Source organism: Streptomyces sp. NBC_01508, assembly GCF_045040315.1.
Classification (GTDB): Bacteria; Actinomycetota; Actinomycetes; order Streptomycetales; family Streptomycetaceae; genus Streptomyces.
On record NZ_CP109419.1, the window covers coordinates 3859822 to 3886781 of the forward strand.

Genomic DNA, 26960 nt, shown 5'->3' on the forward strand with positions numbered 1-26960 from the left:
TTGAAGGGCGACATGCGAGCAGAAGAGAATCGCACTACGGACGACGTCGTCGCGTTCCCCCGACAGCGAGAGATCGCGGAGCCGGTGACCGGCCGCAGCCAGCTGCCGGAGACCGGTCCTGAAACGGAGGCATCCCCGGCGACGGTTCTGAACGCCGAACGCGGGATCATCAACACCGGCACCGTCCACGGCGGACAGCACGTCACCACCATCGAGCATTCCGGCCACGTCGACGGTGGGGCCGATGGAGACATCTGAGATTCCTCAAAGCGGCGACCTCGACGCTCTCGTAGCAGCCTTGGCCGGCCGGGAGATGGTGGTCGTTGCTCCACACAGCACCGTGAACACCGGCCTGGTGACGGGCGACCAGCGGCACACCGTGTCTCACCCGGCCGAAGGCGGCAAGGCAACGGGGCCGATGCGGCAGGGCCCCGTACGGGCAAAGCACCTTGAGACGGCGAGAAGGCGCTTTGTGCCGCCGCCCGGCTTCGAGGACGCGCTTACCGCGCTTGACTCCGGCGTCACCGTGCTCCTCGGAGAGCCGGGGACAGGACGTGAGACGCACGCCCTCAACCTGCTGGCCCATGGCAGCGAGGAGCCCGTGCTCGTCCAGGTGGACCGGGCCGTCAACTTCTCCCGTTGGGGGCCGCGAGCTCAGGGGGTGCGCGGATACCTGGTGATGGAGCCCCCGGACCCGTTCGCGCTCCGGGCATGGGATCTGTCCCGCCTGGAGACGCCTCTGGCCGAGGCCGGGGCACGTCTGATCATCGTTCTCACGGATGCCCCAGGGCTGGCCACCGCTTTGGCGGACCACCTGGGCATGCCGGTGGTGCGCCACTACTCACCGGACGCATGGAAGGTCTTCAGCGCCCATCTCGCCGACGGCTCCTCCGACGAGGAAGCGTGCGCCGAGTGGCTGCGGGCTCTGGAGCCTGGCCAACTCGACGAGTTGCTGCCCGAAGGACTTCCGCCCCGCTACGCGGCGCGGGCGGCGGAGGCCGCGCTCCGGCTGGGTGTCGCGGGCGGTGCGACCGGCACCGAGGTGTTGCACTACGTGGCCCGAGCCGAGGGTGCCGAAGTCGTCGCCCGGTCCCAGACGGATCCCGTCCTCCGCGCCGACCTGCTCGCCGTCACCGTCTATGGAGGGCTGCACCGTAGCGTGGTGACGGAGCGTGCCGGGGATCTGCTCCGACTCGGGAGGTCGGGATGGGAGCAGGATACCGGCGCCTCGAATTCCCACGGTCGCTCGCCGGCGGGTACCCGCCAGCGGCCCTGGCCTGAGACCTTGCGGCTTCTCGGGGCGCGCCATGGGCGTTGGGCTGCGGACGTAACCACTGACACGGTGTCCTTCTTCTGGCCCGCTGTGAGCGAGGCCGTGTGGGAGGTCCTGTGCCGTGACCACACGGATCTCGTGCCCCTGCTGCACTCCTGGCTCGCCGCTCCCGGCTATGAGGTGGAGCAGATCGAACGGGCTGGGCGGGCGGTCGCCGCCATGGCGGTGGCGACCGGCGGACGGTCCATGGAACACCTGCGTGACCTGGCACTGGCTCCGTCACGCCCGGCTCCCCAGGTGGCGGGGTGGTGTCTGGGGGCGGCTGTTCAGGACCCGGCAGCGGGAAGGGTGGCGGCTGAGCTGCTCGAACAGTGGAGTGTCACGACTGCGGCGCCGCTGCGCGAGACGGTGGTCCGCGCCTGCCACCCGGACCGCGGCCACGTCACGGAAGAGCAAGCTCTGTGGTTGCTGCATCGGCTCATGACAACCCTGGACGACGACACGGACGCCCCGTCCGTCGTCGCTGAGACGCTGGTGCGGCGTTTCGAAGCCGGGGACTCCGGCGCCAGGACAACCGTCCTGCGCCGGATGTGCGACTGGACACGACCGGATGACGTTCTCAGCCGGCTGACGGCCCTCTGCTTTCCCATGATGGTGGACACCGACCTCTCGTGGTGGAGCGACCAGATCCTCGCCGACGCCGAGTTGGCATCCAGCACGGTTCAGCTGGCAGCACATGCCCTGAACGAGTCGGCCGCTTTCCCGGCCATGCGCGATGCCCTCCTCGACTGGTGTGCCGAGGCGGCCTGCGAGGAGCACCAGGCCCGGGCACTGAGCGAACTCCTCGATGGCTTGGTGTCCGCCCGCCAACCTGGCTTTCTTCGCTGGCTTCTGGCCGTCGAGAGGGGTCCGCACGCGATGCCTGGCAAGGAGCTGGCAGCCCAGGCGCTGGTCGCGTGGCGCGGCGAATCACCTGTCTCCAACTCCGAATGATCAGGAGGACCGATGTCACTTCCCCCTCACCCCGGCATCTTCGCCGCCGTCGAGCGTCACTGTGCCGACAGCGAGCCCAGGCCCCTGTTACGTCTCTACGACGGGTCGGACCAAACCGGTGTACCACTGGCCCTCGTACGGGCCCGCCAACTGCTCTATGACCGCTCTGCCTGCTCCGAGGCACGTGCGAGCCTGTGGCACCAGATCGCGGAGCGTGTCCACTCCGATGTCCTCGGGTCCGACTGGCCGGAGGCCGTCGTGTGGCTGGGACTCCCGGGGCTCCGCCGCACTGCCTACAAGATCGCCTGGCGTTTCCGTGCCGAACGCGGCGACGTCGAGGCCGAACTGATCACCTGCTACCTCGAAGCGCTGGCCGGTCTTGCGACGGATGACCCCGACCCCGGCGGGACTGTGCTGCGTTCAGCCTGTTCACGCGTGTACGACGTATGGCGCCACGCTCGCCTCGAAATGGCCGTGGACGACGTGGAGCGGGCCGGCGGCGCTCCCGTCGAAGGGGAGGCGGCGGACCACTGGCAGGCGGACTATGACCCAGTTCCGCGCCACCCCGGGCTCTCGGCCACGGTGCGGATCACCGTTCCCGCTCACCGTGTCGAGGGCGTACGCCTTGGCGTCCTGGCCCAGACCTGGGGAGTGGCCGACGCCGCCACGAGCGTCGGATTCTCGGGCCAGGGTCGCCAGGTCGCCACGGTCTCTCTGCGCCGTGTACGGAGGAGCAGATGACCGACCGTGTCGAAACACCCCTGACCTTCCGCGAGATCTTCAACCTCCCGGTCAGCGTCAATCTCCGAACGGCGGCCAGAGCCTACGGAATGTGCCTGGGTACGGCCTACCGCCTGGTGGCCCAGGACGCCTTCCCCTGCCCCACGGTGCGCGTCGGCCGACGCCACCGGGTGCTCACCGTGGACCTCCTGAGCGCACTGGGCATCGAGGAACGCCCGGTCTTCGCCGACGAGGTCGCCGACGGAGTGGCTCTCACTCTTTTCGACTGACCTCCACCCTCCACCCACCACATCCTGTCGGCTGCCCGGCCACCGACAGGGCCTCCCCGGACCCACCGTTAAGGAAGCTGCCATGCCCACTTGTCTCGCCATCTGCGGAACCACCACCGCCGCCGACCCTCCTGGTCATTCCCCTCCGGGGGAGCGGCACCGGTCCACCGTCCTCTATGAGGACGTCGTGCGTCCCGCGTGTGCGCAGCTCGGTGTCACCTTCCTACGAGCGGACAAGCTCATGGAGGCTGGCCTGCCCATGGACCAACTGCTGCGCATGCTCACCGAAGTGGACATCGTCGTCGCCGACCTCGGCGGATCCGAGGCGGAGCTGTCCTTCGCGCTGGGAGCGCGACACGCCCTCGGTCGGTGCACCGTCCATGTCACGGAGGGAACCGAACAACTCCCGGGCCTCGGAGCCACGCCTCGGATCCCGTTCCCGTCACACCCCGCCGACACCGTGACCGCCCAGCGGCAACTGACGAGCGTGCTGGCGGAGGTGCTGGGCCGGGGTAGTGTCCTGTCGCTCCCCGGGGGATCGACCCCCGAGCCGGGCGCGGACTCGACCGCCGGGGGCGACGAGGATGCCCCCGGCCTGTTTGATCTGGTCGTCGAGGCGGAAGCGGAGCTGGAGGCCATCTCCGGCGACATGGCCGACGTGGAGTCCGCCCTGGCGGACCTCGGGGAGATGATGGGACTGATCGGCGAGGATATGGCCCGTGTCAACCATCCAGGGGCTTCGATGAACACGCGGATGGCTGTGATTAACCGCCTGGCCAAAGCCATCGAAGGGCCGGCCGACGACCTGTCCGCAGCGGCCGAGCGCTTCGCAGCGCGCATGGGGGTCAGTGTCGACGCGTTCCGGGCGTTCCTGGAATGGGCGGCGAGCACGCCGCGCTGTGAATGGCCTGAGGGCGCGGAGGATGTGCTGGAGCAGGTCCTCACGTCCCCCGAGGAAGTACAGGACGCGGCGGGCGCCTTCCAGGAAGTCATGGCAATGATCAGCATGTTCGGATCTTCCAGCCGTCAGCTGCGCCGCCCCTCCCAGCAGATCAACACATCCCTTCAGACCATTTTCCAGAGTGTGGCCGTGCTTGACGAACTGAGGGGCCTGGCCATGGCGCTGAGGGAGTCCTCAGTCTTCTCGGCGGACGCTGACGTCAGCCTCTGAGTTCGGCGGAGGGAGGTGGCGAGGGGTTTCTGGCCACCCCTTGTTCCGCGTCTGCGCGACGTTGATGGGCTGGTCTCATGAGAGGCATGAACCATCTCTGAGCGCCGGACCAGCGTCCCGCTGGTCCGGCGCCTCAGTTTGGCTCAGAACGCGGTCTCCTACGGCACGCGAAAGTCACAAGGCCGGAAAACGGTCTAGACAACAAACAACCCCCGGGCCGCCGGCCTGGGGGTTCGTCGTGGAGCGGGTGAGGAGAATCGAACTCGCGCTCTGAGCTTGGGAATCCACGGCGCCCAGGCAGACCGCAGGGGTCTGATCAGGGACTACTTGGGTGGACGAGCCGCTGGGGCCCTCCTGGATTGACCGTTTTTGACTTTGGTGTACCGCGTTGAAGGGCTGGGTTGGGGTTGGACTGCCATTGGGGGACCGAAGACTGCTCCGTTGCTGGAACGTCAGCACGTCCGTAAGGCGAACCACACGGTGACTGGGCCAGGCAGGTTCGTCGGGGCGATAGCAGCGGCATCAAGCAACCACAACGAGGGCCGGGGAGCCCGACGTCCACCACAGCGCGGCAAACGAGGACTGCTGGAGCGCAGGCCCCTGCACCGAGTACGAGACGGGTGTAGGGGCCCGCATATCACGGAGCGGGTCGGCTGCTGATCCATCCGTACGCTCCGGTGACGGTGGCCACGACATCACGTCTGGAACGGGTGTGCTGTCCTATATCATGATGCAGCCGCTCTTCTGAGAGTTCCCTGGGAGTGCCGCTGCGACGCCTGTCGTCGCCCCTGCCCCCAAGACGGTCAAGCAAACGAGAGTGGTGACCGTCAGGATTTTGCGCACGCGCGAGGTTCCTTCCGTGTTGATCATGGAGATTCGGAAGGTTATCAAAATATCGAACACACAGCACACTGACGGATCCGAGTTCGATACTTCGCCCTAGTCGTCGTACACCACGGAACGGGCATCCGATCCGCCGTCGCCTATGTGTTCGATATCATTTAGGCGGCGGCTAATTCTACGCGCATCGACATTGTCTCGGTGTCGAACTAATTCGAACGCTTGACGTAATGTCATGCGCGCTTCATCGACATCTCCCGCCGCGAGTCGCACCTCCGCCAGCAACGTCCGCGCGGCGATTTCCTCGTCGACATCATGGGTGCGGCCGGCGACAGCCACCGCTGCTCGCAGCCGGGCCGTCGCGGCGGCCAAGTGACCGTCGGCCAAGTCCGCGCGCCCAAGGCGGCGCAGGGCCTGGACCTCGTGGTGGGCCGTTCCTATGTCTTGCGCGATCTTCAGAGCTTCGAGGAGATGTCGGACTGATTCCTCGACGCTCCCCAACCGCCAGTATGCCTCGCCGATCCCGATCAGAGTCTCGGCCTGGCTCTTCCGATCACCGAGCGACCGGAACTCTGAAAGTGTTTCAGCGAACAGGGAAAGAGCCGCTGCGGACTCACCCGACTCCGTGATGGCTTGGGCCAGATTTCTGCGTGCGGTCGCACGGTCGTATCGGCTCCCGTCGGCTTCCAGAAAAGATAGTGATTCCTCGAACGAACGACGGGCCGGCACCAATTCGCCGGCCTGCATCTGTAATTCCCCTATATTGTTGAGTGTCTTGGCTGACGCGGTCTCGTCACCCGTTAGTCGAAAGTCCTTGAGAGCATTACGGAAATGCGCGAGCGCCCGGCCGTGTTCCCCGAGTAACAGCAAAGTCACCGCTATATTGTTTCGGCTTCGCGCCTTGTCCCAGATATCACCCGAGAGCGACTTGATGGCCAGGGATTTCTGGAGCAGGACGAGGGCATTGCGATTCTCGCCGAGATGCCAGTTCAGCGTGCCGAGGACACGTAGAGCCTCGGCCTCGGCAGGTCCGTCGCCCAGCGCACGTGCGATCTCCAGCGCCCGTTCCCCCGCCTCCGTGGCCTCCGCGTAGTCCCCTATGCTCGCGTCCGCCGCGCAAAGGTCGATCAGGGCACGGCAGAGCGCCGGCTCGTTGTCGTTCGTTCGGTCCCAGTGAACGACGGCATGCCGCAGGAGCTTCTTGGCGTCCTGCCAGTAGCACTCCGCCTGCAGGAACCCCGCCAGGGTGCAAGAGAGTTGGGCCGCCTGCTCAGGGGCGCCGTTACGCCGGACGTGGTCTTCGACGGCCAGGAGGTTGCCGCGTTCCGCGGCCAGCCAGGCCCGCGCGGCGGTGGGCTCCGGCAAGGGTGGCGGAGGCGTCGACAGAAGCGGCGACGGTGCGTCCAGCCGTACACGCCGGGGATATGCAACTCGGTCCGCGAGGTCGGCCGTCGTGACGTAGAAATCCGTGAGGCGGGCGACAGCTTGCCGACGTTCCTGCTCGCTGTCCTCTGAATTGGATAGGCCGAAGGCATATTCACGCAACAGATCATGGTAGCGATAGCGGTCCGGTACCGGCTCCCTGAGCAGGTGGCAGGCCAGCAGACCTTCGAGTAATCGCTCCGTCGTGTCCTGCGGAAGCCCCAGCAGGGCGGCTGCCGCGTCGGCGGTGAAATCGGGTCCGGGATACAGCCCGAGACGGCGAAACGTCGTCCGTTGCTGCGCGGTGAGAGTCCGATAGGAGAGAGCGAACGCCCGCGTCATCTCCTGTTCCTGATCCGCGGTGCGAATTTCTGCCAGCCGACCGGGGCTTCGCGCGAGACGCTCGGCGAGAACGCCCAGCGTCCAGGACGTACGGGCCCGGAATCGATGGGCGACCAGTTCGATCGCGAGGGGAAGGCACCCGCACAGGCTCACGATGCGCGCGGTCTCCGCGATGTCGCGGGTGCGTTCCTCTCCCGCGAAACTGCGGAAGAGTGTGATGGCGTCTTCCTTCGACAGGACGTCGAGCGGGACCGACAACGCCTGAGGGACACCGGTCAGATGTCGACGGCTGGCGATGATCGTCAGGGACGGTGACCCGCTGGGCAGCAGCGGGCCGAGTTGTTCGGGTCCGGCCGCGTCGTCCAGAATGATGATCACTCGGCGCTCGGCGAGCATGGTCCGCCACAGGGCCGTACGTCCCTCCAGTTCCGCCGGAATGGAGAAGGCCGGCGCGCCGAGCAGCCTCAGCAGAGTCGCCAGCGCCGCCCTCGCGGTGAGCGGTTCCTGGGCGGGGGAATGCCCGCGCAGATCAATGTAGAGCTGACCATCTGGGTACCGCTCGGTCAGCAGGTGGGCAGTGGCGACTACCAGGGCCGTCTTGCCGACACCCGCCATGCCGCTGACCGCTTCCACGGTCACGACCGATCCGCCATGCGCACCCTTGTCGGCGATCATCGAGCTCAGGGCCTGTAACTCCGCCCGGCGTCCCACGAGCGACGGTTGCTGGGGCAGATTCCGGGGCGGTGGGACATCGGGAGGGAGCCCGGCAGGTAAGGGCGTCTCAGGCTCGGGCGACGGAGGAGCGCCGGCAACCGGCTGGAGTGGACCTGCCGTTCGCTCCGAACCACCCCCGTGTGCCAGTTCACGTGCCGGTATGCGGGCCAGCACACCCTGGTGAAGCGTGTTCAACTCGACGCCGGGGAGCGCCCCGTACTCCGCCATCAGCGACTGCCGGGCCCGCTGGTGGATCCGAAGCGCGTCAGCGTACCGTCCGCTGCCGTAGTACGCGAGCATCAACTGCCCAAGCAGTGTCTCGTCCCCGGGGTGGTGCTCGACCAACGCGGACAGCTCACCGACCTGCTCGGCGAAGCGTCCCAGCCGCAGTCCGGCTGCGATGCGTGACGAGCTGGCGCTCAGGCGCGTCTCCGTGAGCGTCCGCCGTACGGTCGCCGCCCAGAAGCCGGGCAGACCGGCCAAGGCCTCGCCCTGCCACAACTCCTCCGCGCGGGACAGCAGTTCCACCGCCCGCGCGTCACCGTCACTGGTGAACGCCGTGTCGACGAAGTGTTGGAAGCGCTGCCGGTCCACGGAGTCACGCGCGGTCCGTAGGGTATAGGTGTGCGCCCTACCGACGATGGTGGGTGCTCCCGGCCCCGTACCGGCGGCCCGCAGTCGTCGGCGGATGCGCGAGACATAGGTGTGCGCGTTTTCGCGAGCGCGTGCGGGAGGGTCGCCGTCCCAGAGTCGTTCCATCAGCTCGCTGATCGCGACAGGACGGCCCACATCAAGTGCGAGCGCGGCCAGTAACATTCGTTCCTTGTCCGATCCGAGCGTCAGCCACTGCCCGTTCAGCCGAAGCCCAACCGGTCCGAGAATCTGGAATTCCACCAGCGCCCCCGCTGGTCCGTCGGATGGCTCACGAGCATGACATCACGTGGCGAATATCGCCAACACCGTTGCCGTACTTGGCGTGATTCGTTCTTATTCTTGATGGTCATTCCAAGCCGCGCCGGGGTAGGACAGTAGAGACTCCGTGTAATTGGCGATCGATCTGCGGGGGCGGATGGATGAGTGATTCGAGTACGGCCTCGCAAGGGCCTCAGCGCAATGAAATCAGTGGCGCGGCGAGAGTGTACGGCCCTACCGTCCAGGCCCGTGAGGTGCACGGCGGCATTCATCTCCACCCCGCGCCGGCCGCGCCCACGCGGCTGGCGCCACCGCGCCAACTGCTGCCCGTCCCAGCCCACTTCACCAACCGGGAAGAGGATCTCGCGTCGCTGAACGGTCTTCGCGACACGGGACTGCCGCTGATCGTCGTCAGCGGTCCGGCCGGAATCGGCAAGACGACCCTGGTGTCCAAATGGCTGCGTACGCTGAGCGCCGAATTCCCCGACGGGCAGTTGTACGCGGACCTGCGCGGGCACTCGGCGGGTGGGCCGGTCGGGCCGGCGGAAATCCTTGGACAGTTCCTCCGGGCGCTGGAGGCCGACGGGCCCGAGTCCACGGACGCGGTCCAACTGGCCTCCCTGTGGCGGTCCTGCACCGCCGACCGGCGGATCGCGGTCATGCTGGACAACTCGTTCACGGCCGCGCAGGTCCGGCCCCTGCTGCTCGGCGGGCCGAGCGGTCTCGTGGTCGTCACCAGCCGCCGCAGGCTAACCGGCCTGCGTATGGAGGGAGCGGGCTTCCATCAGCTCGACGCGCTCGGTCCGGCCGCCGGTGTCGAACTGCTCACCCGTGGGATCGGCGTGGACCGCGTTGCCGACGAACTCCCGGCGGTCCGCCGCCTGGTGGCCCTCTGCGCGGGCCTTCCACTCGCGGTTTGCCTCGCGTCTGCCCGGCTCGCGACACGGCCGAGACAGTCGGTGGGGGCGCTTGCCGACGCGCTTGCCCGGAACGCGGGCGGTGGCCGACTGGCCGCGCTCGAAGTGGAAGGGGAGGCCTCGGTGTACAAGGCTCTGGACGCGTCGTACGCGGTGCTGAGCGACGGGACCGCGCGTCTCTACAGGACCCTCGGCCTGCTCCCTGTGCGTACCTTCGACGCGATGATCGCCGCGGCCTCCTGTGGTGAGTCCCCGGAATGGGCGGAGCGCGGACTGGACGAGCTGGTCGAGGCGAATCTCGTGGAGGACGTCGGCCCGGAGAGCTGCCGCTTCCATGATCTCGTACGGATCCACGCGCATGACCGTGCCCAAGAGGACGATACGAGGGCCGCCCGCGAGATGGCGCTGCGGCGATTCTGTGACTGGTGCCTGCACACGGCGACGGCGGCTCAGGAGCGGCTGACGCCGGTGCAGTTCACGCTCCCCAGAACCTACGTTCACCGGCCGGATCTTCCGTTGCCGTTCTCCGACGACATCGCCGCGCTCGGCTGGCTCGACTCCCACCGGACGCAACTGCTGGGCGCCGTTCAGCTCGCGGCGAACAGCGGCTGGTACGACACGAGTTGGATGCTCGTGGATGCCCTGTGGCCCCTTTTCTTGCGATTACGCCACTATGCCGATTGGATTGAGGCGCACGAGATCGGCCTGGACGCTGCCCGACAGGCCGGGAACAGGACGGCCGAGCGCCAGATGCTCAACTCGGGAGCCATTGGCCTGGGGGGCGCCGGCCGTACCGAGGAGGCCGCCGCCTGGTATCGGGACTCCCTCCAGGCCGCGCGCGAAGTCGGTGACGTACGGGACGAGGGCCAGGCGCTGCTGGGCCTCGGCGCGTGCCATCGCGAGGCCGGGCGGCCCGCCGATGCCGTGACGTACCTGAACCGGGCGATCTCCGTGTGGGAGGGCTGCGGTTACCCGCGAGGCGCGGCTCTCGCCCGTACCACGCTCGGCGAGATCGCACTCGCGGCGGACGCCCCGGAAGAGGCGGTTGACTGCTTTACCCGGGCTTATGCCGCGATGGTGGCGGTGGACGACCCGCATGACGCCGCACGGGCCCTCGCATTCCTGGGGCGCGCCGGTGTCCGGACGGGCGCGTACGAGGAGGGCGTGGCGCGGATGAACGAGGCGCTGGCGGTGTTCACCGGGTCCGGGGCGGCCTTTTGGCGGGCGCGCACCCTGGAGATGCTGGGTGAGAGTGCTGCGGAGCATGGTGACACGGCAGCCGCAGAGGATTTCCTCGCGCGGGCTCTCGCTCTGTTCGAGACCACGAGCCCCGGCGACGCGCGTCGCCTCAGCGGGAGCGGGTGATCCGGCAAGGTGGGACCGAGCCGTTGTGGACGGCCCGGTCCCGGTGTGTGGTTCAGCTTGTGCCGCTCAGATGGACGGCGCGTCGTGGGCGTACGGCCATTCCCGCAACGAGCGCCCCGCCACCAGCCAGGCGTGCAGGCACGACGGCAGCAACGACCGCTCTGCGGAGACCTGATGTGGCCCTTGCGGGTCGTACGGTACGAGGACCACAGACCGGTCCGAGCCGCTGGCCACGGCCCAGCCGTTCGCGCCTCCGGCACCGTCACCGGCCAGGGATACCGCGGCGATACCGCAGGACGGGTGGACCGAAACGAGCTCCATCAACCGGTGCAGTGCGTCGGCAACTGAGTGCGCCTGGCTTCCCTGGAGTACATCCGCGCAGGCCAGCAGGTAGGCGTTCTGGCAGGCATCCACATCCACGACGAGGTGCTCGTCTATGACCGATGTGCCGTGGACACGGTCCGCGAGGCTCAGCCGCACGTCGAACGACGTGTCGCTGCAACGCGCGTGCAGCACATCCAACAATGGGCTCGCCTCGACCACGACGAACCTCTTCACGCCGACGCCTCCCCGCGTCCCGGCGCCCACGGGGCCAGCGGCAGCGGTGGCGGCTCCGGCAATGGGACGGTCACCGGCTCGTGGGCGGGCTGGCCGATCCCCAGGAGCCCATACATCAGCCTGCGCATGTTCCTGTTGAACCGGCCGGGCTCCGACGTGATGCGCGACCTGATCGCGGCGTACTCCTCCGACCGGTACTCCTTTGCCGCGTAATCGAGTTGTTCAACCAGCGGGTAGGTGGGGGACAGTGTCGGAGCCTGGGCGGCGAGGGCCGCTGCTGGCGACGACGGATTGATCTCCCGCTCCGGCGAAGTGGCCAGCAGCATCGGCGCACCGGTGAGCGTCCCGTAGAGAGTGACCGAGCCGTGATCACCGATCATCCAGTCCGCCGCGATCAGGATGCTGCGCCAGTCCGCCTCAGGCGGCACGACCCTGATTCCCAGCTGACCGCACCGCGCCAGCCACAACCTGACTTGATAAGCCCCGTGCCCGGCCCACACATTGGGGTGTACGAGCAGGGCCGTACGGTAGCGTGCCGCTGGCAGTTCGCCGATCAGCCGCGGCAGCAGCGCGTCGAACCGGCCGAAGGACGAGTGCGCTCCCCAAGTCGAGACCGCGACGACTAGTTTCTGTCCTTCGCCGAGCCCGAGCGCGCGGCGGTACGCGGCGCGCAGCGGCAGGCTGGCGGTGATCCGGTCGTGTACGGGATCGCCGGTCACGTGTGCCAGCGGGACCGCCTCCGGGCAGTAGCGCGCCAGCTCGCGCAGCTCGGCGTGGTGCGGCACAACCACCGCAGCCGGCAGCCGCCCGCCGGGCAGGAGGTCCTGCCTGCGCAACCCTGCCACGCCCGCGTTCGCTCCCCCGATCACCCGCTTCAAGTAGTTGGCGCCGTGCGGCAGAGTGATCAGCGGCGCGTCTATGTACTGCACGCCGCGCGGCCCGGCCGCGAGGGCGAGATCGAACGTCATGCGTGTCACCTGGTCCCATGGCAGTACCACGCTTCCCAGCCTTGCGAGGAAGGCGGGCACGTCGCCGCCGAAGGCGTGCGGTGGTGCCGTGAAGACGACTTGGAGCCGAAAGTCGGCTTCCAGCAAGGAAAGCACATCGAGCAGTCGTTTCCCGTACGTCACAGTGTGGACCACTGCGAGTATCTTCTTGCGCCCCACCAGGGTCAGCCACTCCCGTGACTCAGCCGCGTTCGCCTCGATGGTGCCCGTTGCGCACCTGCTCGCTTCGGTCGTACTCGATCCGGTCCTGCTCAACGCCGCCATGGGGTCCCCCTGTTGAATTCTCTTCCGAGTGCCACGAACTGCTTCTACCGACGGGATGCCCGGCAGGGGGGACGGAAGGCTCGATGGACCCTTGCGAGAACCTTGCAGCGTTCTGCTGGGCAGCCGACAGCGCTGTGGGCGCTACTCAATGGAGCCGATCCAGTGCGGGTCCTCGGCGAGGATGTTCGTGTTCTCGTCCCTGATGGGACACGGTGAACACCCCGTCCGCCGTGTCGACGGCTTGCTCGTTGGCTGCGGACCGTTCGGCGGTTCCATGCTCGCTGTCGCCGCAGGAGGCGGTGAGCGGCGGCTGTGGTGGCGGCGTCAGGTTGCCCGGTCAGCGCGAATTCATCGCGGTGCGAGGGCGGCTCTGGTGAACGCCCTAGTTGAGACACCGACTGTCAGAGGCAGCGGGCTGGATGAGCGCATGACCGCATACGACGTCGCGCGCCGACTGCCTGCCATTGGTGACCTGCGGAACCTGTCCCGTTCCTTGGCGGTGCTCGACACGATCCTCAGCCCTGACTGGGAGTACCGGTACTACTCCTTCAACTCCGCCTGGGCCGAGGGTGAGGAGATGGCTTCGATGCGCAACGGATCGGGGGACGAGTACTCCATCGTCTTCTCGTCGGCAGGTGCCTACGTGCGCGGGTTCGATCACGATTCGCCGATGAGCCTGGGCGCAAACGACGGCGAAGTCTGGCCGGGCGTGATCGACGGTGTTCCCTCGGCCTTCCTCTCGTGTGTGGAGGAGCCCGCCTTCAGCAATGGGGACCACGTGCCTGCCGTGACGGCCTGCATATGGCGCGAGACGGCTGACACCCGGTGGAGACGCGGAACGATTGACTTCCCAGCGGGCTACGACGACCCCGACGGCGCGAACCGGCTGTTCCACCTCCTTACGGACCCTTCCCCCGAGGCGTACCAGCGCTTCGCCGAGGACTACTACGAGGCCCCCGTGAACCTCGCAGCGGTCCGCCACGTGTACGCGCTGCGACCGCTGACCCCCGCGCTCGTGTCGGGCCTGAACCCGGCGACCAGCCTGTCGGACGTGGCTGAGGAAATCGGAGGGATTGGCTACCCGAGGGTGCAACGCAATTCGTCCTGAGCGCTGCACACATCCGGCGGAATTCCGGGAACGGTTCGCGTGTGCACAGTTCAGCCCCATCCGTGACCTGTGATTCAGGTAACCTATGGTATAGACAACAAACAAGGCCCAAGTCGCTGACTTGGGCCTTCGTCGTGGAGCGGGTGACGAGAATCGAACTCGCGCTCTGAGCTTGGGAATCAACGGCTCTTGAACGGCAGTAGTCGCTCTGACCTGCATGTTTGGCTGGATCGGTCGAGGCTGGTGTGGTCTCTGGCCACCGTACTTGACCGCTGCTATCCGCTCCGAAGGGCACGGATGGGGCACGAGGGTGATCGATGCCGCCGTGCCGTGAGCGGGGAAGCGTCACCGTGCTGGATCAGGCGCTTGCCGTCGTGCGATTTCATCCCTGATACGGGCGGTCGGCGGACCGCGTCTCAGTGCGGTCAACAGCGAGACAATGTGAGGTACTAAGGTACCGTAGATGTGGAGGTGGGATTTATGACCACGGCTTCGAAGCCGCCCCGGCAGTCGCCGCTCAAGGTGGACCCGGCGACGGACAAGTTGATCAGCCAGGGCGCGCATTTCCTGGGCCTGACGAAGAAGGACCTGGTCGCGGAGGCGGTACGGGTCTATCTGGACCAGAGGCGTGAGGATTTGCGTGAGGGCATGGTGGAGGCGCTCAGCGTCCTGGACGGCTCCCTGAAGTCGGACGTCATGCTCCTGACCGGGCTGACATCGGAGGAGATCGACGCGGTCGGCGGGATCGACGAATGACTGGTCCCGCTGCGATGCGTCCCGCCAGACCCACCCTGCGATGCCTATGCGATGACCTCGGACTCCCCCTGCCGGCGGTGACCGACCCCCTCGACGGGATCGAGCACCCGATCCTGGCGAAGACCGCCGAGCAGTTCGCGGCGGACGATGCCAAGCATGAGCGCATTCGCGCTGTCGATGACCAGGTGTTGTTCAAGGTGAAGGTCCAGCGCTGGCGCGGGGCGGTCTGGGTGGACGCCGATCTTCCGTGGCTGGTGGCGGCCGGCCGCCGCGAGGACGGCTCCACCGACGACTTCTACGCCGCTCTCGAAGCTGACGGCAAGACCGCCCGAACCCGCTACAACGCTGGCAACGCCGACGCACTCAAGTCCGCCACGTACACTGCCCACTTGCTCCCCACTCGCGACGACCACGTCCGCTATCGCGCCGAAGCGGGAGTCCGTTTCGTCAGGCGGCTCCGGACCACGGTTCTGACCCTGAGCCGTTCTACCCTCCGGGACGGCGAGGAGCACACGGTGGATTTCGACACCTTCACCATCGGCCTTCAGGTCCGCGCCGACGACGGTCACGAAACCTACCTCGCGGTGCGGATCACGGGTTCGGTCCCGCCGAACCTCGCCACTTTGATCCTGCGCAACGTCCCCGGCTGTGAGGCCGACGGCTGGTACCCCGAATACGCCCTGCCGGAGCGGGACCTGCTCCCCGCCGAACAAGCCTGGTCCAACCTGATGGACCCTCGCGAAGCCGCCCGAGTCCTCGACGCAGAGCCGTAGCAGCCGGAACAGAAACAAGGCCCAGGTCACTGACCTGGGCCTTCATTAAAGAGCGGGTGACGAGAATCGAACTCGCGCTCTGAGCCGTGTACAGCAGCGGACAGCGGCGTCCGTCAGTGAACTGGACAACGATGAGCGATGGAGCAGGTAGCCGGGCGGATGTGATCAGTCCAACAGCGGCAGCGACGGACGCCGTTCCGCAGAAAGTCCCGACCGCTCAGGCTCTGGCCACTTGGGAAGGTCGGCAGAGTCCCCACCGAAGGCGAGCACGGTTTGCGAGGCGAGGTCACAGCACGCTTGGATGAAGCCTTCAGCGCCCATGAGGCGCATCGAGTGCCTGCCGCTCTTCAGGGGCCACAAGGCTCCAGAGCGGTTCGACACCGCGTATGGGTCCCCTCCGTGGCTCAGGATGTCGCGGAGGTTCTTCATGTCGGCGAGGTACAGCTGCACCTCTTGGGTGCCCACGTAAGCCGTCCAACGCGATCGGTTGCCGGGGGCATTGCCCAGAATTCTCGTACGAACTCCCCAGTCGTTGGTGAAGAGCCGGACCGCGTGCTGCTGCCCTACGTGGCGGAGCTTGTCCGGGTTGAGCGGGAGATGCCGCGTCTGGGACGGATCGAGGGCAAGGACGTCGTTGAAGAAGGCTTCGACGGCCGCGTAGGACATCGTGAAGATTCCCCACCGCAGGGCGTACTGCTTCGTCGAGCGCCCGAGCGACTTGCCGTCCTTCCCGGTCAAGCCGTCGATGTCGCGGTGAAGGCCCACCAGCAGCGAAGGGTTTTGCAGCCCGGCGGATAAGGCGTTGGCGGCGTCGGTGACAGCGGGAAGGTGAGGGTGCGGAGGCATGCGCGCGATCGTAATGGCTGCACTGCCGGCGTCGGTCGGGGTGGGATACCTCGTTACCCGGTTGATGGACTTGGCGACGCCTACGCACCAGTGGCGTCGACGAATCCATGGTTACTGACCTTGAAGTCGTCTTGTCGTAGGGGCTGACGGTTGGTGATCGTCGCGGTATGCCGGAGGTATGAGGTATCCGCAGGGTGGGGGTCTGACCGCGGAGAGGCAAGCATTTCGCGAGCGGGTCCGGATGGAAGCGGTCGCCATGTTCGCCGACGGACGTGGCGGTACGGAGATCGCGAAGGAGTTACGGGTCAGCGTCCGGTCGGTTCAGCGGTGGCGGCGGTCCTGGCGGGAGGCCGGCCAGGACGCGGTCCGTTCCCGCGGCCCGGTGTCCCGTCCGAAGCTGAATGACCGACTGTTCGCGGTGCTCGAGGAGGAGTTGGCCAAGGGGCCGGTCGCTCACGGCTGGCCGGACCAGCGGTGGACGCTCGCCCGGATCAGGACGTTGATCGGCCGACGGTTCCATAAGTCCATGACGCTGTCGGGGATCTCCCAGATGCTGCGGCGCCGTGGCTGGAGCCATCAGGTTCCGGCCCGTCGTGCCGTCGAGCGCGACGAGGCAGCCGTCGCCGGCTGGGTGAAGGAGGTGTGGCGGCACCTGGAACCACCGCGGCGGCGCTCGGGGCCTGGATCGTCTTCGAAGACGAGGCCGGATTCTCGATGACGCCGCCGACCTCACGCACGTGGGGCAGACGCGGATCCACCCCGGTCATCCGCGTCCGGGGTCGTTCCCAGCGTCGCTTCTCCGTGGCAGCCCTGTGCTGCTACCAGCCCGGCGAACGCTCCCGCCTGATCTACCGGCCCAAACGGCATACCGACCACAAGAGCGGTGGCCGCAAGAGCTTCGCCTGGACCGAGTACCGCGACCTCCTCATCGCCGCCCACCAGCAGCTCGACGGACCCATCGTCCTCATATGGGACAACCTGAACGTCCACAAAGACCGCCGCATGCGGGCCTTCATCGACGCACAGGACTGGATCACCGCCTACCACCTGCCGCCTTACGCACCCGACCTCAACCCCGTCGAAGGCATCTGGTCAGTACTCCGTCGGACCACCCAGGCCAACACCGCCTTCACCGGAACCGGTCTCACACTGACGACACCACGCCTACAACCTCAGTAGCCGGTGCCGTTGGACGCTGCGCGAGGGACCAGGTGGCGCAAAGGTGGTGCGCGGTTCCTGATCAGGTCTAGATGATCAATTCCAAGGGGTCGTTGGACGGTCGTAGGCAGTTTCGCTTCGTCGGATCGGTCTGCGAGAGTTTGGCCATGAGTGACGTTGTTATCCGTCGGGCCGAGTCCGATGACGCGACCGCGCTGGCAGCCATGCGCTGGCGGTTCAAGGTGGAGGACGGCGGAGATGAAGTCCCGCGGAACGAGGAGGAGTTCACCGCCGAGTGCGAGCAGTGGCTGCGTTCCCGGATGGTCGGGCCGTGGCGTGCCTGGGTTGCGGAAGTGGGCGGTCGGCCCTGTGGTCACGTGTTCGTGTGTCTTGTGGAGAAGGTCCCCAGTCCCTACCCGGGTTCCGACGCCCTGGGCTACGTGACGAACTTCTACGTCGCCCCTGAACAGCGCAATCGCGGTCTGGGCAAGGCCCTGCTCGACGAGGCCACCGGCTATGCGCGCGTTCGCGGCCTGGATACGTTGATCGTGTGGCCGTCTGAGCGCAGTGCGCCGCTGTACCGGCGCTGCGGATTCGACGGACCGGACGAGCTCCTCGAACAGCCTGTCGCGCCCAGCTGAGCGAAGTTCTCGCACTGCCTGCGCGGACGATGCGAGGGCGCCCAAGGTCAGTCTGTGACGAACGACCTGGACACCCTCGCGACCGCACTCTATGTGAAGACCGACGACCTGCTGAAGGACTCGCCGCAATTCGCCCCGCAGCGTCCGGCCGTGGGCATCGTGCCGCAGCTCAGCGACGCCGAGCTGGTAACGCTGGCGATGATGCAGGCGATGCTCGGTTTCACCTCCGAGGCCCGCTGGCTGCGCCACGCCGGCGCCCACCTGCGCCACCTCTTTCCGTACCTGCCCCAGCAGCCCGGCTACAACAAGCGGCTGCGCAAGGCCGCCGAACTGATCCGCCGGGTCACCCGGGCACTGGCCCGCGACACCACACTGTGGAGCGACGACGTGTGGGTGGCGGACTCCACGCCCGTCGAGTGCGGGCGCTCCCGAGAGACCGTCAAACGCTCCGACCTGGCCGGATGGGCCCAGTACGGCTACTGCGCCAGCCACTCGCGCTACTTCTGGGGACTGCGGCTGCATCTGGTCTGCACCCTTCACGGCCTGCCGATCGCGTTCGCACTCACCGGGGCCAAGGCAGACGAGCGCGAGACCCTGCTCGACCTGCTCGCCGTCGAACCCCGTCTCACCGCCGAACACCCGGGACAGACACTGATCGGAGACAAGAACTACTTCGGCCGAGAGTTCGAACAGCGGCTCGCCGACCTGGACATCCGCCTCCTGCGGCCGGCCCGCAAGGGCGAGCCACAGCGAGCCGGATCACAGCTGTTCAAGCCACTGCGCCAGGTCATCGAGTCGGTCAACGAGACCTTCAAGGGCCAGCTCGACCTCGAACGACACCGAGGCCGCACCCCCAATGGTGTGACCGTCCGAGTCCTGCAACGCATCCTCGCGCTCACCGCCGCGATCTGGCACAACGACCGCACCGGCCAGCCGACCATGCGCACGCTCACTGCCTACGACCACTAAGCCCCTTGGAATTGATCATCTAGACAACGATGAGGCCCCAGGTCGCTGACCTGAGGCCTCATGGAAGAGCGGGTGACGAGAATCGAACTCGCGCTCTGAGCTTGGGAATCAGCGGTCCTTGAGCCGTGAGAGGGGCTCTGAACTGCGCTTTTGCGACGGCCGGGGTGGATGGTCGCGGTCTGTAGAAGCCGCTCCCGACCGCTGTTGTCCGCTCTGCTGGGCACAGATGGGGCACGAGAGTAGCGGTGCCGCGGACCCCGTTAGGGGGTGGGCCGGCGGGTCAGAGAGGGATGATGCGGACCTGGTCTCCGCAGAGTCTGGTCATGTCGTCGCTGTCGGAGGTCAGGAGGGCGACGGGTTTCGGCTGGCGCAGGGCGACTTCGGCGACTGTGGCGTCGATGGCGTACTTGTGCCCGTGCAGTCCGGCACCTTTGAGGAGTTCCGCTGCTGCTTTCGCAGCCTGCTCGGTGACGGGCTCCACCTTGACGCGGGAGAGGGCCCAGTTCAGGCGAGGCATGTTGGTGCGGGAGTGGGTGAGTTACAGGCCCTGCCTTGATGGTTGCGACCGCATGCGTCGGGTGATGACAGAGCGGCCGCTCTCCGGCAGTCCACTGCGGGGCAAGGATTTGGACCGACGCCGCTGGAGGGCAAGCGAAAGGCCCCAGTCATTGACCAGGGCCTTCATCATGGAGCGGATGACGAGAATCGAACTCGCGCTCTGAGCTTGGGAATCGCAGGGAATGCTATGTCATCAAGGCACCTGACCAGTAGCTATGCACCCACTGGGGCGCAAGGGGCACTGCTTCGGCAGCCGTCGTTGACCGTGGTTCGCCGTACCAACTGGTGCGCATCTGGTGCGGGCTTCAGCGGATGCCGTCCCGCCGGGCTGCGTGTAATCGTGCCGCAATCGCCCCGGCTGCCCCAAGGTCAAGACGCATCACGGCGCGGAGCTCGGCCACGGCGGCATCGAACCTCTCCTCCAGTTCCACGTAGGCCGCGTCGTCGGCCGAGGCACCTGCCACGAGCAGGTCACGGGTGTCCCTCAGGACCACGAACGCTGATCGTGAGGCTTCCACGATCTCCAGTGGTGCGACGATGGCCAACTGGTGACGGATCTCGTACGCGCCAGGCGTCAGGAACACCTCACGGACTCTTCCCTGTCGTTCCGCGGCCGGGATGTCCTCCTGCGCGCACTCATTGAGCGCTGTGCGGATCCGTGAGAGCGCAGCGGTGTAGTCGGCATACAACTGCCTTCGCACGTCGAGGTCCTGGCCGGCACGGTCCCTGCGCCACCTGGCCCGATCGGCCAACAAGGTGGAGCCAACCCCGATTGCCGCACCAAGTGCCGTACTGACCAGCGGTATCCACTCCATGACAGGAAAGGCTAGAACCTTCACCCACCGGCCGTCCGCCGGTTACGCCCCACAGCCGAAGCTCGTGCAGCTCGCAGCCTTGGAATCACCGCAACCCCGCTTGGTACTGCTCCGATCAGCTTTTAATGGGGAGGTGAGGCTTGTGCCTCCCCGGGAAGGCTCCGTGGTTGACCGCTACTTGCCGACGCGTCTGGTACGGCCGACGTCGCGTCCGAATACTAGATAGTAAGTTGCGCGCCGCGATTTTTGGCGACACCCTGTGAGGTTTCGCGTTTCCTCTTAGATGTCATCCATCTGAAATTTCCTTCGCCGATAATTCCAGTGACCTCTGGTAGAATCAATCTATTTCCAAAGATCGCATACTCTACGCCTGTCCGCTGTATCTGTGCCGTGTGTAGAATGTCAAACTCCACACAGCGGAAACCCTTATACAATTCTTCGGTGATGCGCTTATTGGCGTCGTGAGAAGCCACCTCAGGGGAGTTTGACGCAGTAGTTCCGCCAGTTCTTGGTGGTCTTCTCCGGTTAGCGAGTCGAGATAGAGCTTGTCTCCCTGAACGATGTAGGGCGGATCTACATACATCAACGTTTCGTCGCTCTGCGGCTCAAGATGTCGAATAAAGGAGCGTGCATCCATTTGTGAAATACTAACGCGATCATGCAATTTTGCCAGATTGTCGATTCCCTCAATCAATGAGTCTCGATTAAATCTGGCATCGATTTTCCAATTTCCGGTCTGGTCGAGCCCGCCGATAGGGCGCGCTCGCAGAATTCCGGAACGATTGCACCTATTCAGAAAGAACGTTGAGAAGCCGAGTTCGATGTCGGATCGACCGGAAGGATTATTATAGACATCTGCGTGGCGATGCCATTCGTCGATGGTTACTTTTGCTGAGGCGACCGCTTCGGTAAGGCTGTCGGAATCGAAGAAAATGCAACGCCACAGGGCTGCTACGCCTGGGTCGAGGTCATTGATGTGAATGTGGTCCACTTCGTTGTCAACAAGCAGACGCAATGCGGCGCCCGCGCCCCCGGCAAAGGCTTCAGCGTACGATCGGGGACGCGGGCGTTGTCGCGAAAGGAGGTGCGCGATATAGGGCGCTAGACGCGCCTTTCCTCCAGGATATCGCAGAGGGCTGATATACCTCATCGCTTCTTCTTCTCGATGAGCTCATCAATCTGCGTCAGCAGGGGACCGTAAGCCAAGCTGAGTTTCCGAACTTCGGCCGTGAGCGGGCTGGACTGCCAGTTGTGCACGAACTGGTGGAGGGTTTTCAGCACAAGTGCTCCTTCGTCCTTCTGCGAGAAGCGCCAAGCATCGCTGAGCGCCGGGTTGTCTTTTGCCGGATCAACCTGATGGAGCGCGGCACCGATCCGGCTCTTAAGGTCGCCCTGGCCCCGGCCCCAGCCGAGTTGATGCGCAGCGTCGAGAACTACGATGTCCACCACGACCCGCACCATGATAGCCGCGATGTTTGGCATCTCGTCGAGGCTGAGCCGCTTCGCCTCTTGGAAGACCTCCGAGGTGCGAATGCTTACGTTGTGCAGTGAAACGCCTTGAAACAGCCGCTTCTCGAAGTCTGGCCGCCTACGCCTAGGGGGATTCGGGGTCTTCGGCTCCGGCATCTTGTTAGCATCAACTGGCTCTGCGCTGCCAGCCGGATTGGCGGTTGAAAACCTCTTCGGTTCCTCTAGTCGATCTGCCAGCCGCGGCAAGTCCTCTTCGACATCCTGCAGATACTTGGTCCGCTGGCCCTTCGTCTTGATCTTATCCACCGAATAGGAGCCGGCCAGATCATGGAACAGGCGGGAGAGGATTCGGTGCACCCGCTCTTTGGAGAATTCGGAAATGACTGAATCTCCATCAAACGAGATACCCAACCTCTTCCCGGATTTCCGGGTCCCCGATCATTCGGCCCAGGTTGGTGATCCTGTTTTCCCGGACGGTTGCAACATCGGCGAGGAGGTCGACGTCATCTACGAACCATACGTTCATGGCTTCCGTGAGGAGCCTGGCTTTCTCAGTGGGATTAGAGCGGCCGCTAAACCTGCTTACCTCTGCGGGATCCCACTTTACGACACCGACGCCCTTGTTCTCGCCGGTGTGCCTGAGCTTGATCCACGGCGCGGCTTGCTGCCCGGTTCTCTGCGATAATGCACTGAACCCGCCGAGGGACTTCCGCCTTTGAGGCGATGGCGGCAAATTTCCGCTGGAGTTGCACGTTCGGAGCCAGGCTCGGTTTGTGGAGTAGCTTGAGTGTTGCGATCCTGGCGGTTGCCCTCAAGAACGATATTTAGATCACCATCGGGCATGACTACGATGAGCTCGGTCGGGTTTAGGCCTCTTTCGGCGATGCTTCTGGCCAGCCGCAGGATCTTGTCCGTATCCTTATCGAGGATGGCGGCGATCGATTCTTCGAGACTGCTAGTTGGCTGTGCGTGCCGAGGGTTCAGCTCGTCCAAAGGTCAGAGACGCCACATGCATGCTTGCTTGTTTCATGCCACTCATAGTCCTCGCCGCCCCCTTGCGGTGCACCACATTTTCTGGCAGGCAGATCATACGCGGGCTGATGACCTCATTGCTATACAGATGCTTTTTCGCCAGGTGGCCTGTAACCGTCTCGCGCAAGGTCGGCGGAGCGGGTTTGGCCGGTGTCCTGCCTGGTTTGGGGTCGAGCATGATCAGGGGGCCGTACGCTGGCCGGCAACTCGGGCAGGCGGTGATCCTGCCCGGAATTTGAACGAGTGGTCCCCTGGTCTTGCTCGACGCGGGACCCGAACCGGGGAGCGGGCTAAAGCCGTGAAGCCGACCGCCCCAGCTACAGCGGGTTTCGCCCACCATGGTGCTCGCTCCAGCAGCGCGACCGGCGTAGCTGGGGAGCGCGCGGCGAGCGGAGCGAGCCGCCTTGATGAAGTAGGGCGCCCGTGGGGTCGATGTAGTCCATCGCGAGGAGGGCTGCGATGACGGCTCCGACCAGGTCGTTCTGGACCTCGGCCCAGGTGTGGTCGTCGCCGCAGGTGGTGAGGCCCTTCAGGCCGTGGAGGGCGTGCATGGCCTCGCCGGCTTCCTCGGCGACCTTGCCGACCTGGAGGGCTTTCAGCTCCTCGTCGGGGAGATGGGAGCCGGCCGCTCGGCAGACGGCGGAGAGCTTCTCGATGTTGTCCCACAGGGTGTCCACGTCGGACCTCCGGTCGATGGGTTCGGCTATTCCTGTGCGGGTCGTCCGAGCTGGCGTACGGTCCATCCGGCCATGCGCCAGGCGTCGGCGTCGATGAGGTTGCGGAGGTCGACGAGGACCTGGTCCGCGACCAGTGGGGCGAGGGCCTTGGGGTCGGCCTCGCGGAAGTGGGGCCATTCGGTGGCCAGGACGATCAGCTCGGCTGCCGCGAGGGAGTCTTCGAGGTCTTCGCAGTAGTCGAGTTCGGGGTGGCGGCGCAGTGCTGTGGGCACGGCGTGCGGGTCGTGGACGGTGACGGTCGCGCCGCGCTGGTGCATGAGTGCGGCGATTGCCAGAGCAGGGGATTCACGGACGTCGTCGGTTCCGGCCTTGAAGGAGGCGCCCCAGACGGTGATGCGTACGCCGTCGAAGGGTCGGCCGAGCGTCTGCTCGATGAGCCTCAGCGCGGCGGTAGGTCGGGATTCGTTGACTTCCTCCGCCGCGCGCAGCATGGTCGCTGCCTCGGCGGCGCCCAGGGTGCGGGCGGAGGCGGTGAAGGCACGGACGTCCTTCGGGAGGCAGCCGCCCCCGTAGCCGGGGCCGGCGTTCAGGCCGCCGCGGCCGATGCGGGGGTCCAGGCCGATGGCCTCGGTGAGCTGCTGGACATCGGCTCCGGCGGCGGTGCACATGTCGGCAACGCCGTTGATGAAGGAGATCTTCATGCCGACGTAGGCGTTGGCGGCACCCTTGATGAGTTCGGCCGTGGCGGGGTCGGTCACGAACAGCGGAATGCCGTTCGCCAGGAGGGGCGCGTAGACCTCACGTACCGCATCCTCGGCGCGGGCAGACGGGACGCCGACGACGATGCGGTCGGGGCTCAAGGTGTCGTCGATGGCGTGGCCCTCGCGCAGGAACTCCGGGTTCCAGACGACCTCCACGCCCTCACCTGCAGGGGAGAGCCGTGCGAGCAGGGAGCCCAGGTCGCGGGAGGTGCCGACGGTGACCGTGGACTTGCCGATGACGACCGTGGGGCGGGTCAGGTGCGGGGCGAGGGCGCGGGCGGCGCCGAAGACCTGTCCGGTGTCGTAGCTCCGCCCGTCGGCGTCGATCGGCGTGCCCACGGCCAGGAAGTGGATGTCGGCGAACTCGGCTGCCTCGGCGAGGCTGGTGGTGAACCGCAGGCGTCCGGTGGCGGTGTGGGCGCTGAGGAGTTCGGGCAGGCCCTCCTCGTAGATGGGGCACTCGCCGGCGTTGAGGCGGTCGATCTTCGCCTGGTCCAGGTCCACGCCGATGACCTCGTGGCCGATCTCGGCCATGGCAGCGGAGTGGGGGATGCCCAGATGACCACAGCCGATGACGGATACGCGCATGGGGTCGACGCTCCTTTCCTTGCCTCTCGCCCGCCCAGGGGAGTCCGGGCCGGCCGGGTGCGTCACGCTAGCGCCAACACCCGGCGCGGCCCTCTTCGTGCAGGTGGATCAACCAGCGTGCTGCTTGAGCAGGTTGACGAGGGCGGGCAGCGCCTCGGCGGCGGTCGCTCGGCACACCAGGTCGCCGTTCTGGGGGCCTTCCAGCGGATACGGCATGAACTGACCGTCACGCCAGAAGCCTTCCGGGTCCAGGTAGACGACCTGCATGCCGCGAGCGCGGGCGCGGGCCTGGACCTTGCGTCGGTCGGCGTGCAGGCCGACGACGAGGAGGGCCTTGGCGCCGTCCACCCACTCGACGTCGGGTACGGCCTGGTCGTAGCGGCGCATGAAGCACTCGTCGAGCCCGGCGCGCGCCGCGAGCACGTCGAAGTTGTTGGTGATGACCGGGCCGACGAGGTGACCGGCGTCCTTCAGTTCCTTCAGCGCCCACATCGCTGGAGTCGGTTCGGCCAGGAAGCAGGCGCGGAACATCTCCACGAACTCCGCAGTCTTCTCCTCCGGCTCCGTCAGAACCTCGTGGAGGAGCGTGTCCGCTGTCGGGGAGAGTGTGAAGCGGGGTTCCCGAGGCTCGTGGCCATGGCGGTCGGTTACCCGGTAGATCTCGTGGAGCCGGTGCAGGGGCGGGATACCCGCCTCGACCGACGTGCCGCAGCCGATCTCGACCTGGAACGGCAGCAGGTCCGCGAGGACGGACAGGTCCGTGACGCGGGTCGGCGTACCGGGGCGGTCCTTGCACCTGATCCCGGTGGAGAGGACGTTCCACGGCAGCTGCCGGACCGAGGGCGGCGGTGCGTAGGACACCGAGGCGATCTGGACGTCCAGGCTCCGGTAGCCGACGGGCAGGGTACGGCCCGCAGCGGCGTCCTGGGGGTGGACGTCGTGTTCGGTGATGCGGCACTTCAGATCCCGGCGTGTCCATAAGAATCCGCCAGGAGCCTCCTTCCAGCCGCCGGTGGCGAGCGAGTCCCACAGGGCGTCGTGGTGCGCGTCGATCTCATCCGCTGGAGCGGTAGCGGAGTGGTAGAGGTACAGGTCGGTCAGGCCGATGGCCGGCGCGGCGGTGGTGGGGACCAGGCCGTACCGGTAGCGGTAGCGGATGATCCGCCGCCGGGCGTCGTCGGCGGCCGTCCAGCCGCTCTGTTCGGCCGTGGCCTTCTCCTGCGTTCGGCGCCAGATGCCTTCCTCGATGTAGCGGGGTCGGTCGGCGTCGCCGAAGTAGGTCTTCCAGACCTGCTGTTGGTCGGGGGTGAGCTGGTCGATGACGATGTACGGGATGTCCATGATCTCTCCCTGGAGAAACACGCCTGGATGTTCCGGGTGCATGGCAGGCTCCGTTGGCCGGGAAGGTGGGGTGAACGACCCGGACAGCGGAGCGGAGTCAGCGGTCGGAGGGCGAGCTCGCGTCCGCCGAGACGGCGGCGGGCTGGTGACCGAGGCCGTTGAGGAGCGGGGCGGCCTGCTCACGCAGTGCCCAGGCCGGGCCCACCAGGCCGGCGACGGCCAGAAGCGTGAGCGCGATGCCTCCGCCTTCGGGGCGTACGGAGCGCGGCGCGGCTTTTCGGGCGTGGCGTCGCCGAGCCCCATTCACGGGGTGCCGCCGAGGGCCCGTCCGTGTGCGTCGACGAGGCGGCTGGTCTGCTGGTGCAGCCACTCCAGCTCGACAGAGGTGAGGATGAGCGCGCCATCGAGGGTCGAGCCGTCATCCAAGTGGAACTCGATGGGAACCGATCCCTGCCGGGCCCGCGGGTCGTAGACCGCGTCCCGTCCGGCCGAGAGCGTGGCGTGGGTGGTTCTCACCGGCACGGGACTGAGCGTTGTTCCGTCGGCGGGCGCGGACCAGGGGGCGCCGCCCCCGGGCGGAAGCAGGTGGTACGTGGTAGCGGAGCCCTCACCGGGGAGAGCGACCACGACCCCTACGCGGCCATCGCGAGCGCTGTCCGTGGTGAGGTCGCCGAGTCGT

General features: G+C 66.5%; 26 protein-coding genes and 1 pseudogene. 14 read left to right on the forward strand and 13 right to left on the reverse strand.

All coding sequences use genetic code 11. The features are described from left to right. The 5 genes from OG700_RS17670 (at position 1) to OG700_RS17690 (ending at position 4447) form a co-directional block, all read left to right on the forward strand. Entirely contained in the window at positions 1–258 is a 258-nt protein-coding gene (locus tag OG700_RS17670) for an S-type pyocin domain-containing protein (protein ID WP_405614631.1), read from the forward strand. After that, positions 245–2266, forward strand: coding sequence for a hypothetical protein (locus OG700_RS17675; protein ID WP_405614633.1), 2022 nt, complete (start codon positions 245–247; stop codon positions 2264–2266). The genes OG700_RS17670 and OG700_RS17675 overlap by 14 nt, the downstream gene beginning before the upstream one ends. Before the next feature lie 12 nt (positions 2267–2278). Beyond that, complete coding sequence (locus OG700_RS17680; protein ID WP_405614636.1) at positions 2279–3007, forward strand: hypothetical protein; 729 nt, start codon at positions 2279–2281, stop codon at positions 3005–3007. Then, positions 3004–3276, forward strand: a complete 273-nt coding sequence (locus OG700_RS17685) for a DNA-binding protein (protein ID WP_398987145.1) — start codon at positions 3004–3006, stop codon at positions 3274–3276. The genes OG700_RS17680 and OG700_RS17685 overlap by 4 nt, the downstream gene beginning before the upstream one ends. A 259-nt stretch (positions 3277–3535) precedes the next feature. Next, entirely contained in the window at positions 3536–4447 is a 912-nt protein-coding gene (locus OG700_RS17690; protein WP_405614638.1) for a hypothetical protein, read from the forward strand. 939 nt (positions 4448–5386) lie between these two features. Here the strand turns inward: OG700_RS17690 and OG700_RS17695 are convergent. After that, positions 5387–8659: an AfsR/SARP family transcriptional regulator gene (locus OG700_RS17695; protein WP_405614640.1), complete on the reverse strand. Its 3273-nt coding sequence runs from the start codon at positions 8657–8659 to the stop codon at positions 5387–5389. Between the two features lie 242 nt (positions 8660–8901). Between OG700_RS17695 and OG700_RS17700 the strand changes: the two genes are divergently transcribed. Next, positions 8902–10959: a tetratricopeptide repeat protein gene (locus tag OG700_RS17700; protein WP_405614642.1), complete on the forward strand. Its 2058-nt coding sequence runs from the start codon at positions 8902–8904 to the stop codon at positions 10957–10959. Between the two features lie 66 nt (positions 10960–11025). Here OG700_RS17700 and OG700_RS17705 read toward each other — a convergent pair whose 3' ends face one another. Both OG700_RS17705 and OG700_RS17710 read right to left on the reverse strand, forming a co-directional pair. Beyond that, positions 11026–11517, reverse strand: coding sequence for a hypothetical protein (locus tag OG700_RS17705; RefSeq protein ID WP_405614644.1), 492 nt, complete (start codon positions 11515–11517; stop codon positions 11026–11028). Further along, positions 11514–12683, reverse strand: coding sequence for a hypothetical protein (locus tag OG700_RS17710; RefSeq protein ID WP_405621777.1), 1170 nt, complete (start codon positions 12681–12683; stop codon positions 11514–11516). Before OG700_RS17710 ends, OG700_RS17705 begins: the two co-directional genes overlap by 4 nt. Positions 12684–13215: 532 nt before the next feature. On the opposite strand from OG700_RS17710, the gene OG700_RS17715 reads away from it, so the two are divergent. The 3 genes from OG700_RS17715 to OG700_RS17725 all read left to right on the forward strand — a co-directional run bounded on the left by OG700_RS17715 (position 13216) and on the right by OG700_RS17725 (position 15425). Continuing rightward, the gene (locus tag OG700_RS17715) at positions 13216–13896 is read left to right on the forward strand and encodes a hypothetical protein (protein ID WP_405614646.1); all 681 of its coding nucleotides are present in this window, start codon (positions 13216–13218) and stop codon (positions 13894–13896) included. A 480-nt stretch (positions 13897–14376) separates the two neighbouring features. Continuing rightward, positions 14377–14652 (forward strand): hypothetical protein, encoded by a 276-nt coding sequence (locus tag OG700_RS17720; RefSeq protein WP_030595208.1) that lies wholly within the window; start codon positions 14377–14379, stop codon positions 14650–14652. A gap of 77 nt (positions 14653–14729) precedes the next feature. Continuing rightward, on the forward strand, positions 14730–15425 hold the full coding sequence (locus tag OG700_RS17725; protein WP_225994950.1) for a hypothetical protein: 696 nt from the start codon (positions 14730–14732) through the stop codon (positions 15423–15425). Between the two features lie 165 nt (positions 15426–15590). On the opposite strand, the gene OG700_RS17730 is transcribed toward OG700_RS17725, so the two are convergent. Continuing rightward, positions 15591–16271: a hypothetical protein gene (locus OG700_RS17730; RefSeq protein WP_405614648.1), complete on the reverse strand. Its 681-nt coding sequence runs from the start codon at positions 16269–16271 to the stop codon at positions 15591–15593. 178 nt (positions 16272–16449) lie between these two features. Between OG700_RS17730 and OG700_RS17735 the strand changes: the two genes are divergently transcribed. The 4 genes from OG700_RS17735 (at position 16450) to OG700_RS17750 (ending at position 19039) form a co-directional block, all read left to right on the forward strand. Next, positions 16450–16989, forward strand: coding sequence for a winged helix-turn-helix domain-containing protein (locus tag OG700_RS17735; protein WP_405614650.1), 540 nt, complete (start codon positions 16450–16452; stop codon positions 16987–16989). Continuing rightward, positions 16986–17450: a transposase gene (locus OG700_RS17740; RefSeq protein WP_405608184.1), complete on the forward strand. Its 465-nt coding sequence runs from the start codon at positions 16986–16988 to the stop codon at positions 17448–17450. Before OG700_RS17735 ends, OG700_RS17740 begins: the two co-directional genes overlap by 4 nt. 146 nt (positions 17451–17596) lie before the next feature. Beyond that, positions 17597–18070 carry a GNAT family N-acetyltransferase gene (locus OG700_RS17745; protein WP_405607443.1) on the forward strand — a complete coding sequence of 158 codons (474 nt, stop codon included), beginning with the start codon at positions 17597–17599 and terminating at the stop codon, positions 18068–18070. A 54-nt stretch (positions 18071–18124) separates the two neighbouring features. Then, positions 18125–19039, forward strand: coding sequence for an IS982 family transposase (locus OG700_RS17750; RefSeq protein ID WP_405607440.1), 915 nt, complete (start codon positions 18125–18127; stop codon positions 19037–19039). Positions 19040–19319: 280 nt separating this feature from the next. On the opposite strand, the pseudogene OG700_RS17755 reads toward OG700_RS17750, so the two are convergent. The 4 genes and pseudogenes from OG700_RS17755 to OG700_RS17770 form a co-directional block, all read right to left on the reverse strand. Then, positions 19320–19577 (reverse strand): annotated as a pseudogene (locus OG700_RS17755) (DNA-binding protein); the annotation flags it as partial. A 325-nt stretch (positions 19578–19902) separates the two neighbouring features. Next, positions 19903–20412, reverse strand: coding sequence for a hypothetical protein (locus OG700_RS17760; protein ID WP_405614652.1), 510 nt, complete (start codon positions 20410–20412; stop codon positions 19903–19905). A 364-nt stretch (positions 20413–20776) separates the two neighbouring features. Continuing rightward, entirely contained in the window at positions 20777–21562 is a 786-nt protein-coding gene (locus tag OG700_RS17765) for a DNA adenine methylase (protein ID WP_405614654.1), read from the reverse strand. Continuing rightward, positions 21559–22239, reverse strand: a complete 681-nt coding sequence (locus OG700_RS17770; RefSeq protein WP_405614656.1) for a hypothetical protein — start codon at positions 22237–22239, stop codon at positions 21559–21561. Before OG700_RS17770 ends, OG700_RS17765 begins: the two co-directional genes overlap by 4 nt. Positions 22240–22261: 22 nt before the next feature. On the opposite strand from OG700_RS17770, the gene OG700_RS17775 reads away from it, so the two are divergent. Then, positions 22262–22567, forward strand: a complete 306-nt coding sequence (locus OG700_RS17775) for a hypothetical protein (RefSeq protein WP_405614658.1) — start codon at positions 22262–22264, stop codon at positions 22565–22567. 664 nt (positions 22568–23231) lie between these two features. Here OG700_RS17775 and OG700_RS17780 read toward each other — a convergent pair. The 5 genes from OG700_RS17780 to OG700_RS17800 form a co-directional block, all read right to left on the reverse strand. Next, positions 23232–23591, reverse strand: a complete 360-nt coding sequence (locus OG700_RS17780) for a MazG-like family protein (protein WP_405614660.1) — start codon at positions 23589–23591, stop codon at positions 23232–23234. 26 nt (positions 23592–23617) lie between these two features. Further along, the gene (locus tag OG700_RS17785) at positions 23618–24940 is read right to left on the reverse strand and encodes a UDP-glucose dehydrogenase family protein (RefSeq protein WP_405614662.1); all 1323 of its coding nucleotides are present in this window, start codon (positions 24938–24940) and stop codon (positions 23618–23620) included. Between the two features lie 108 nt (positions 24941–25048). Continuing rightward, positions 25049–26281, reverse strand: coding sequence for a hypothetical protein (locus OG700_RS17790; protein WP_405614664.1), 1233 nt, complete (start codon positions 26279–26281; stop codon positions 25049–25051). 97 nt (positions 26282–26378) lie between these two features. Continuing rightward, a complete protein-coding gene (locus tag OG700_RS17795; RefSeq protein WP_405614666.1) occupies positions 26379–26588 on the reverse strand; it encodes a hypothetical protein in 210 nt (69 codons plus the stop codon). After that, entirely contained in the window at positions 26585–26803 is a 219-nt protein-coding gene (locus OG700_RS17800; RefSeq protein ID WP_405614668.1) for a hypothetical protein, read from the reverse strand. Before OG700_RS17800 ends, OG700_RS17795 begins: the two co-directional genes overlap by 4 nt. Positions 26804–26960: the final 157 nt, after the last annotated feature.

Bases quoted from the DNA above. Each gene is read 5' to 3' on its own strand.
- OG700_RS17790 (WP_405614664.1), bottom strand. From the start codon at position 26,281: ATGGACATCCCGTACATCGTCATCGACCAGCTCACCCCCGACCAACAG.
- OG700_RS17745 (WP_405607443.1), top strand. From the start codon at position 17,597: ATGAGTGACGTTGTTATCCGTCGGGCCGAGTCCGATGACGCGACCGCG.
- OG700_RS17775 (WP_405614658.1), top strand. From the start codon at position 22,262: ATGACTGAATCTCCATCAAACGAGATACCCAACCTCTTCCCGGATTTC.
- OG700_RS17720 (WP_030595208.1), top strand. From the start codon at position 14,377: ATGACCACGGCTTCGAAGCCGCCCCGGCAGTCGCCGCTCAAGGTGGAC.
- OG700_RS17675 (WP_405614633.1), top strand. From the start codon at position 245: ATGGAGACATCTGAGATTCCTCAAAGCGGCGACCTCGACGCTCTCGTA.
- OG700_RS17740 (WP_405608184.1), top strand. From the start codon at position 16,986: ATGACGCCGCCGACCTCACGCACGTGGGGCAGACGCGGATCCACCCCG.
- OG700_RS17760 (WP_405614652.1), bottom strand. From the start codon at position 20,412: ATGGAGTGGATACCGCTGGTCAGTACGGCACTTGGTGCGGCAATCGGG.
- OG700_RS17735 (WP_405614650.1), top strand. From the start codon at position 16,450: ATGAGGTATCCGCAGGGTGGGGGTCTGACCGCGGAGAGGCAAGCATTT.
- OG700_RS17765 (WP_405614654.1), bottom strand. From the start codon at position 21,562: ATGAGGTATATCAGCCCTCTGCGATATCCTGGAGGAAAGGCGCGTCTA.
- OG700_RS17685 (WP_398987145.1), top strand. From the start codon at position 3,004: ATGACCGACCGTGTCGAAACACCCCTGACCTTCCGCGAGATCTTCAAC.
- OG700_RS17785 (WP_405614662.1), bottom strand. From the start codon at position 24,940: ATGCGCGTATCCGTCATCGGCTGTGGTCATCTGGGCATCCCCCACTCC.
- OG700_RS17690 (WP_405614638.1), top strand. From the start codon at position 3,536: ATGGACCAACTGCTGCGCATGCTCACCGAAGTGGACATCGTCGTCGCC.
- OG700_RS17680 (WP_405614636.1), top strand. From the start codon at position 2,279: ATGTCACTTCCCCCTCACCCCGGCATCTTCGCCGCCGTCGAGCGTCAC.
- OG700_RS17715 (WP_405614646.1), top strand. From the start codon at position 13,216: ATGACCGCATACGACGTCGCGCGCCGACTGCCTGCCATTGGTGACCTG.
- OG700_RS17730 (WP_405614648.1), bottom strand. From the start codon at position 16,271: ATGCCTCCGCACCCTCACCTTCCCGCTGTCACCGACGCCGCCAACGCC.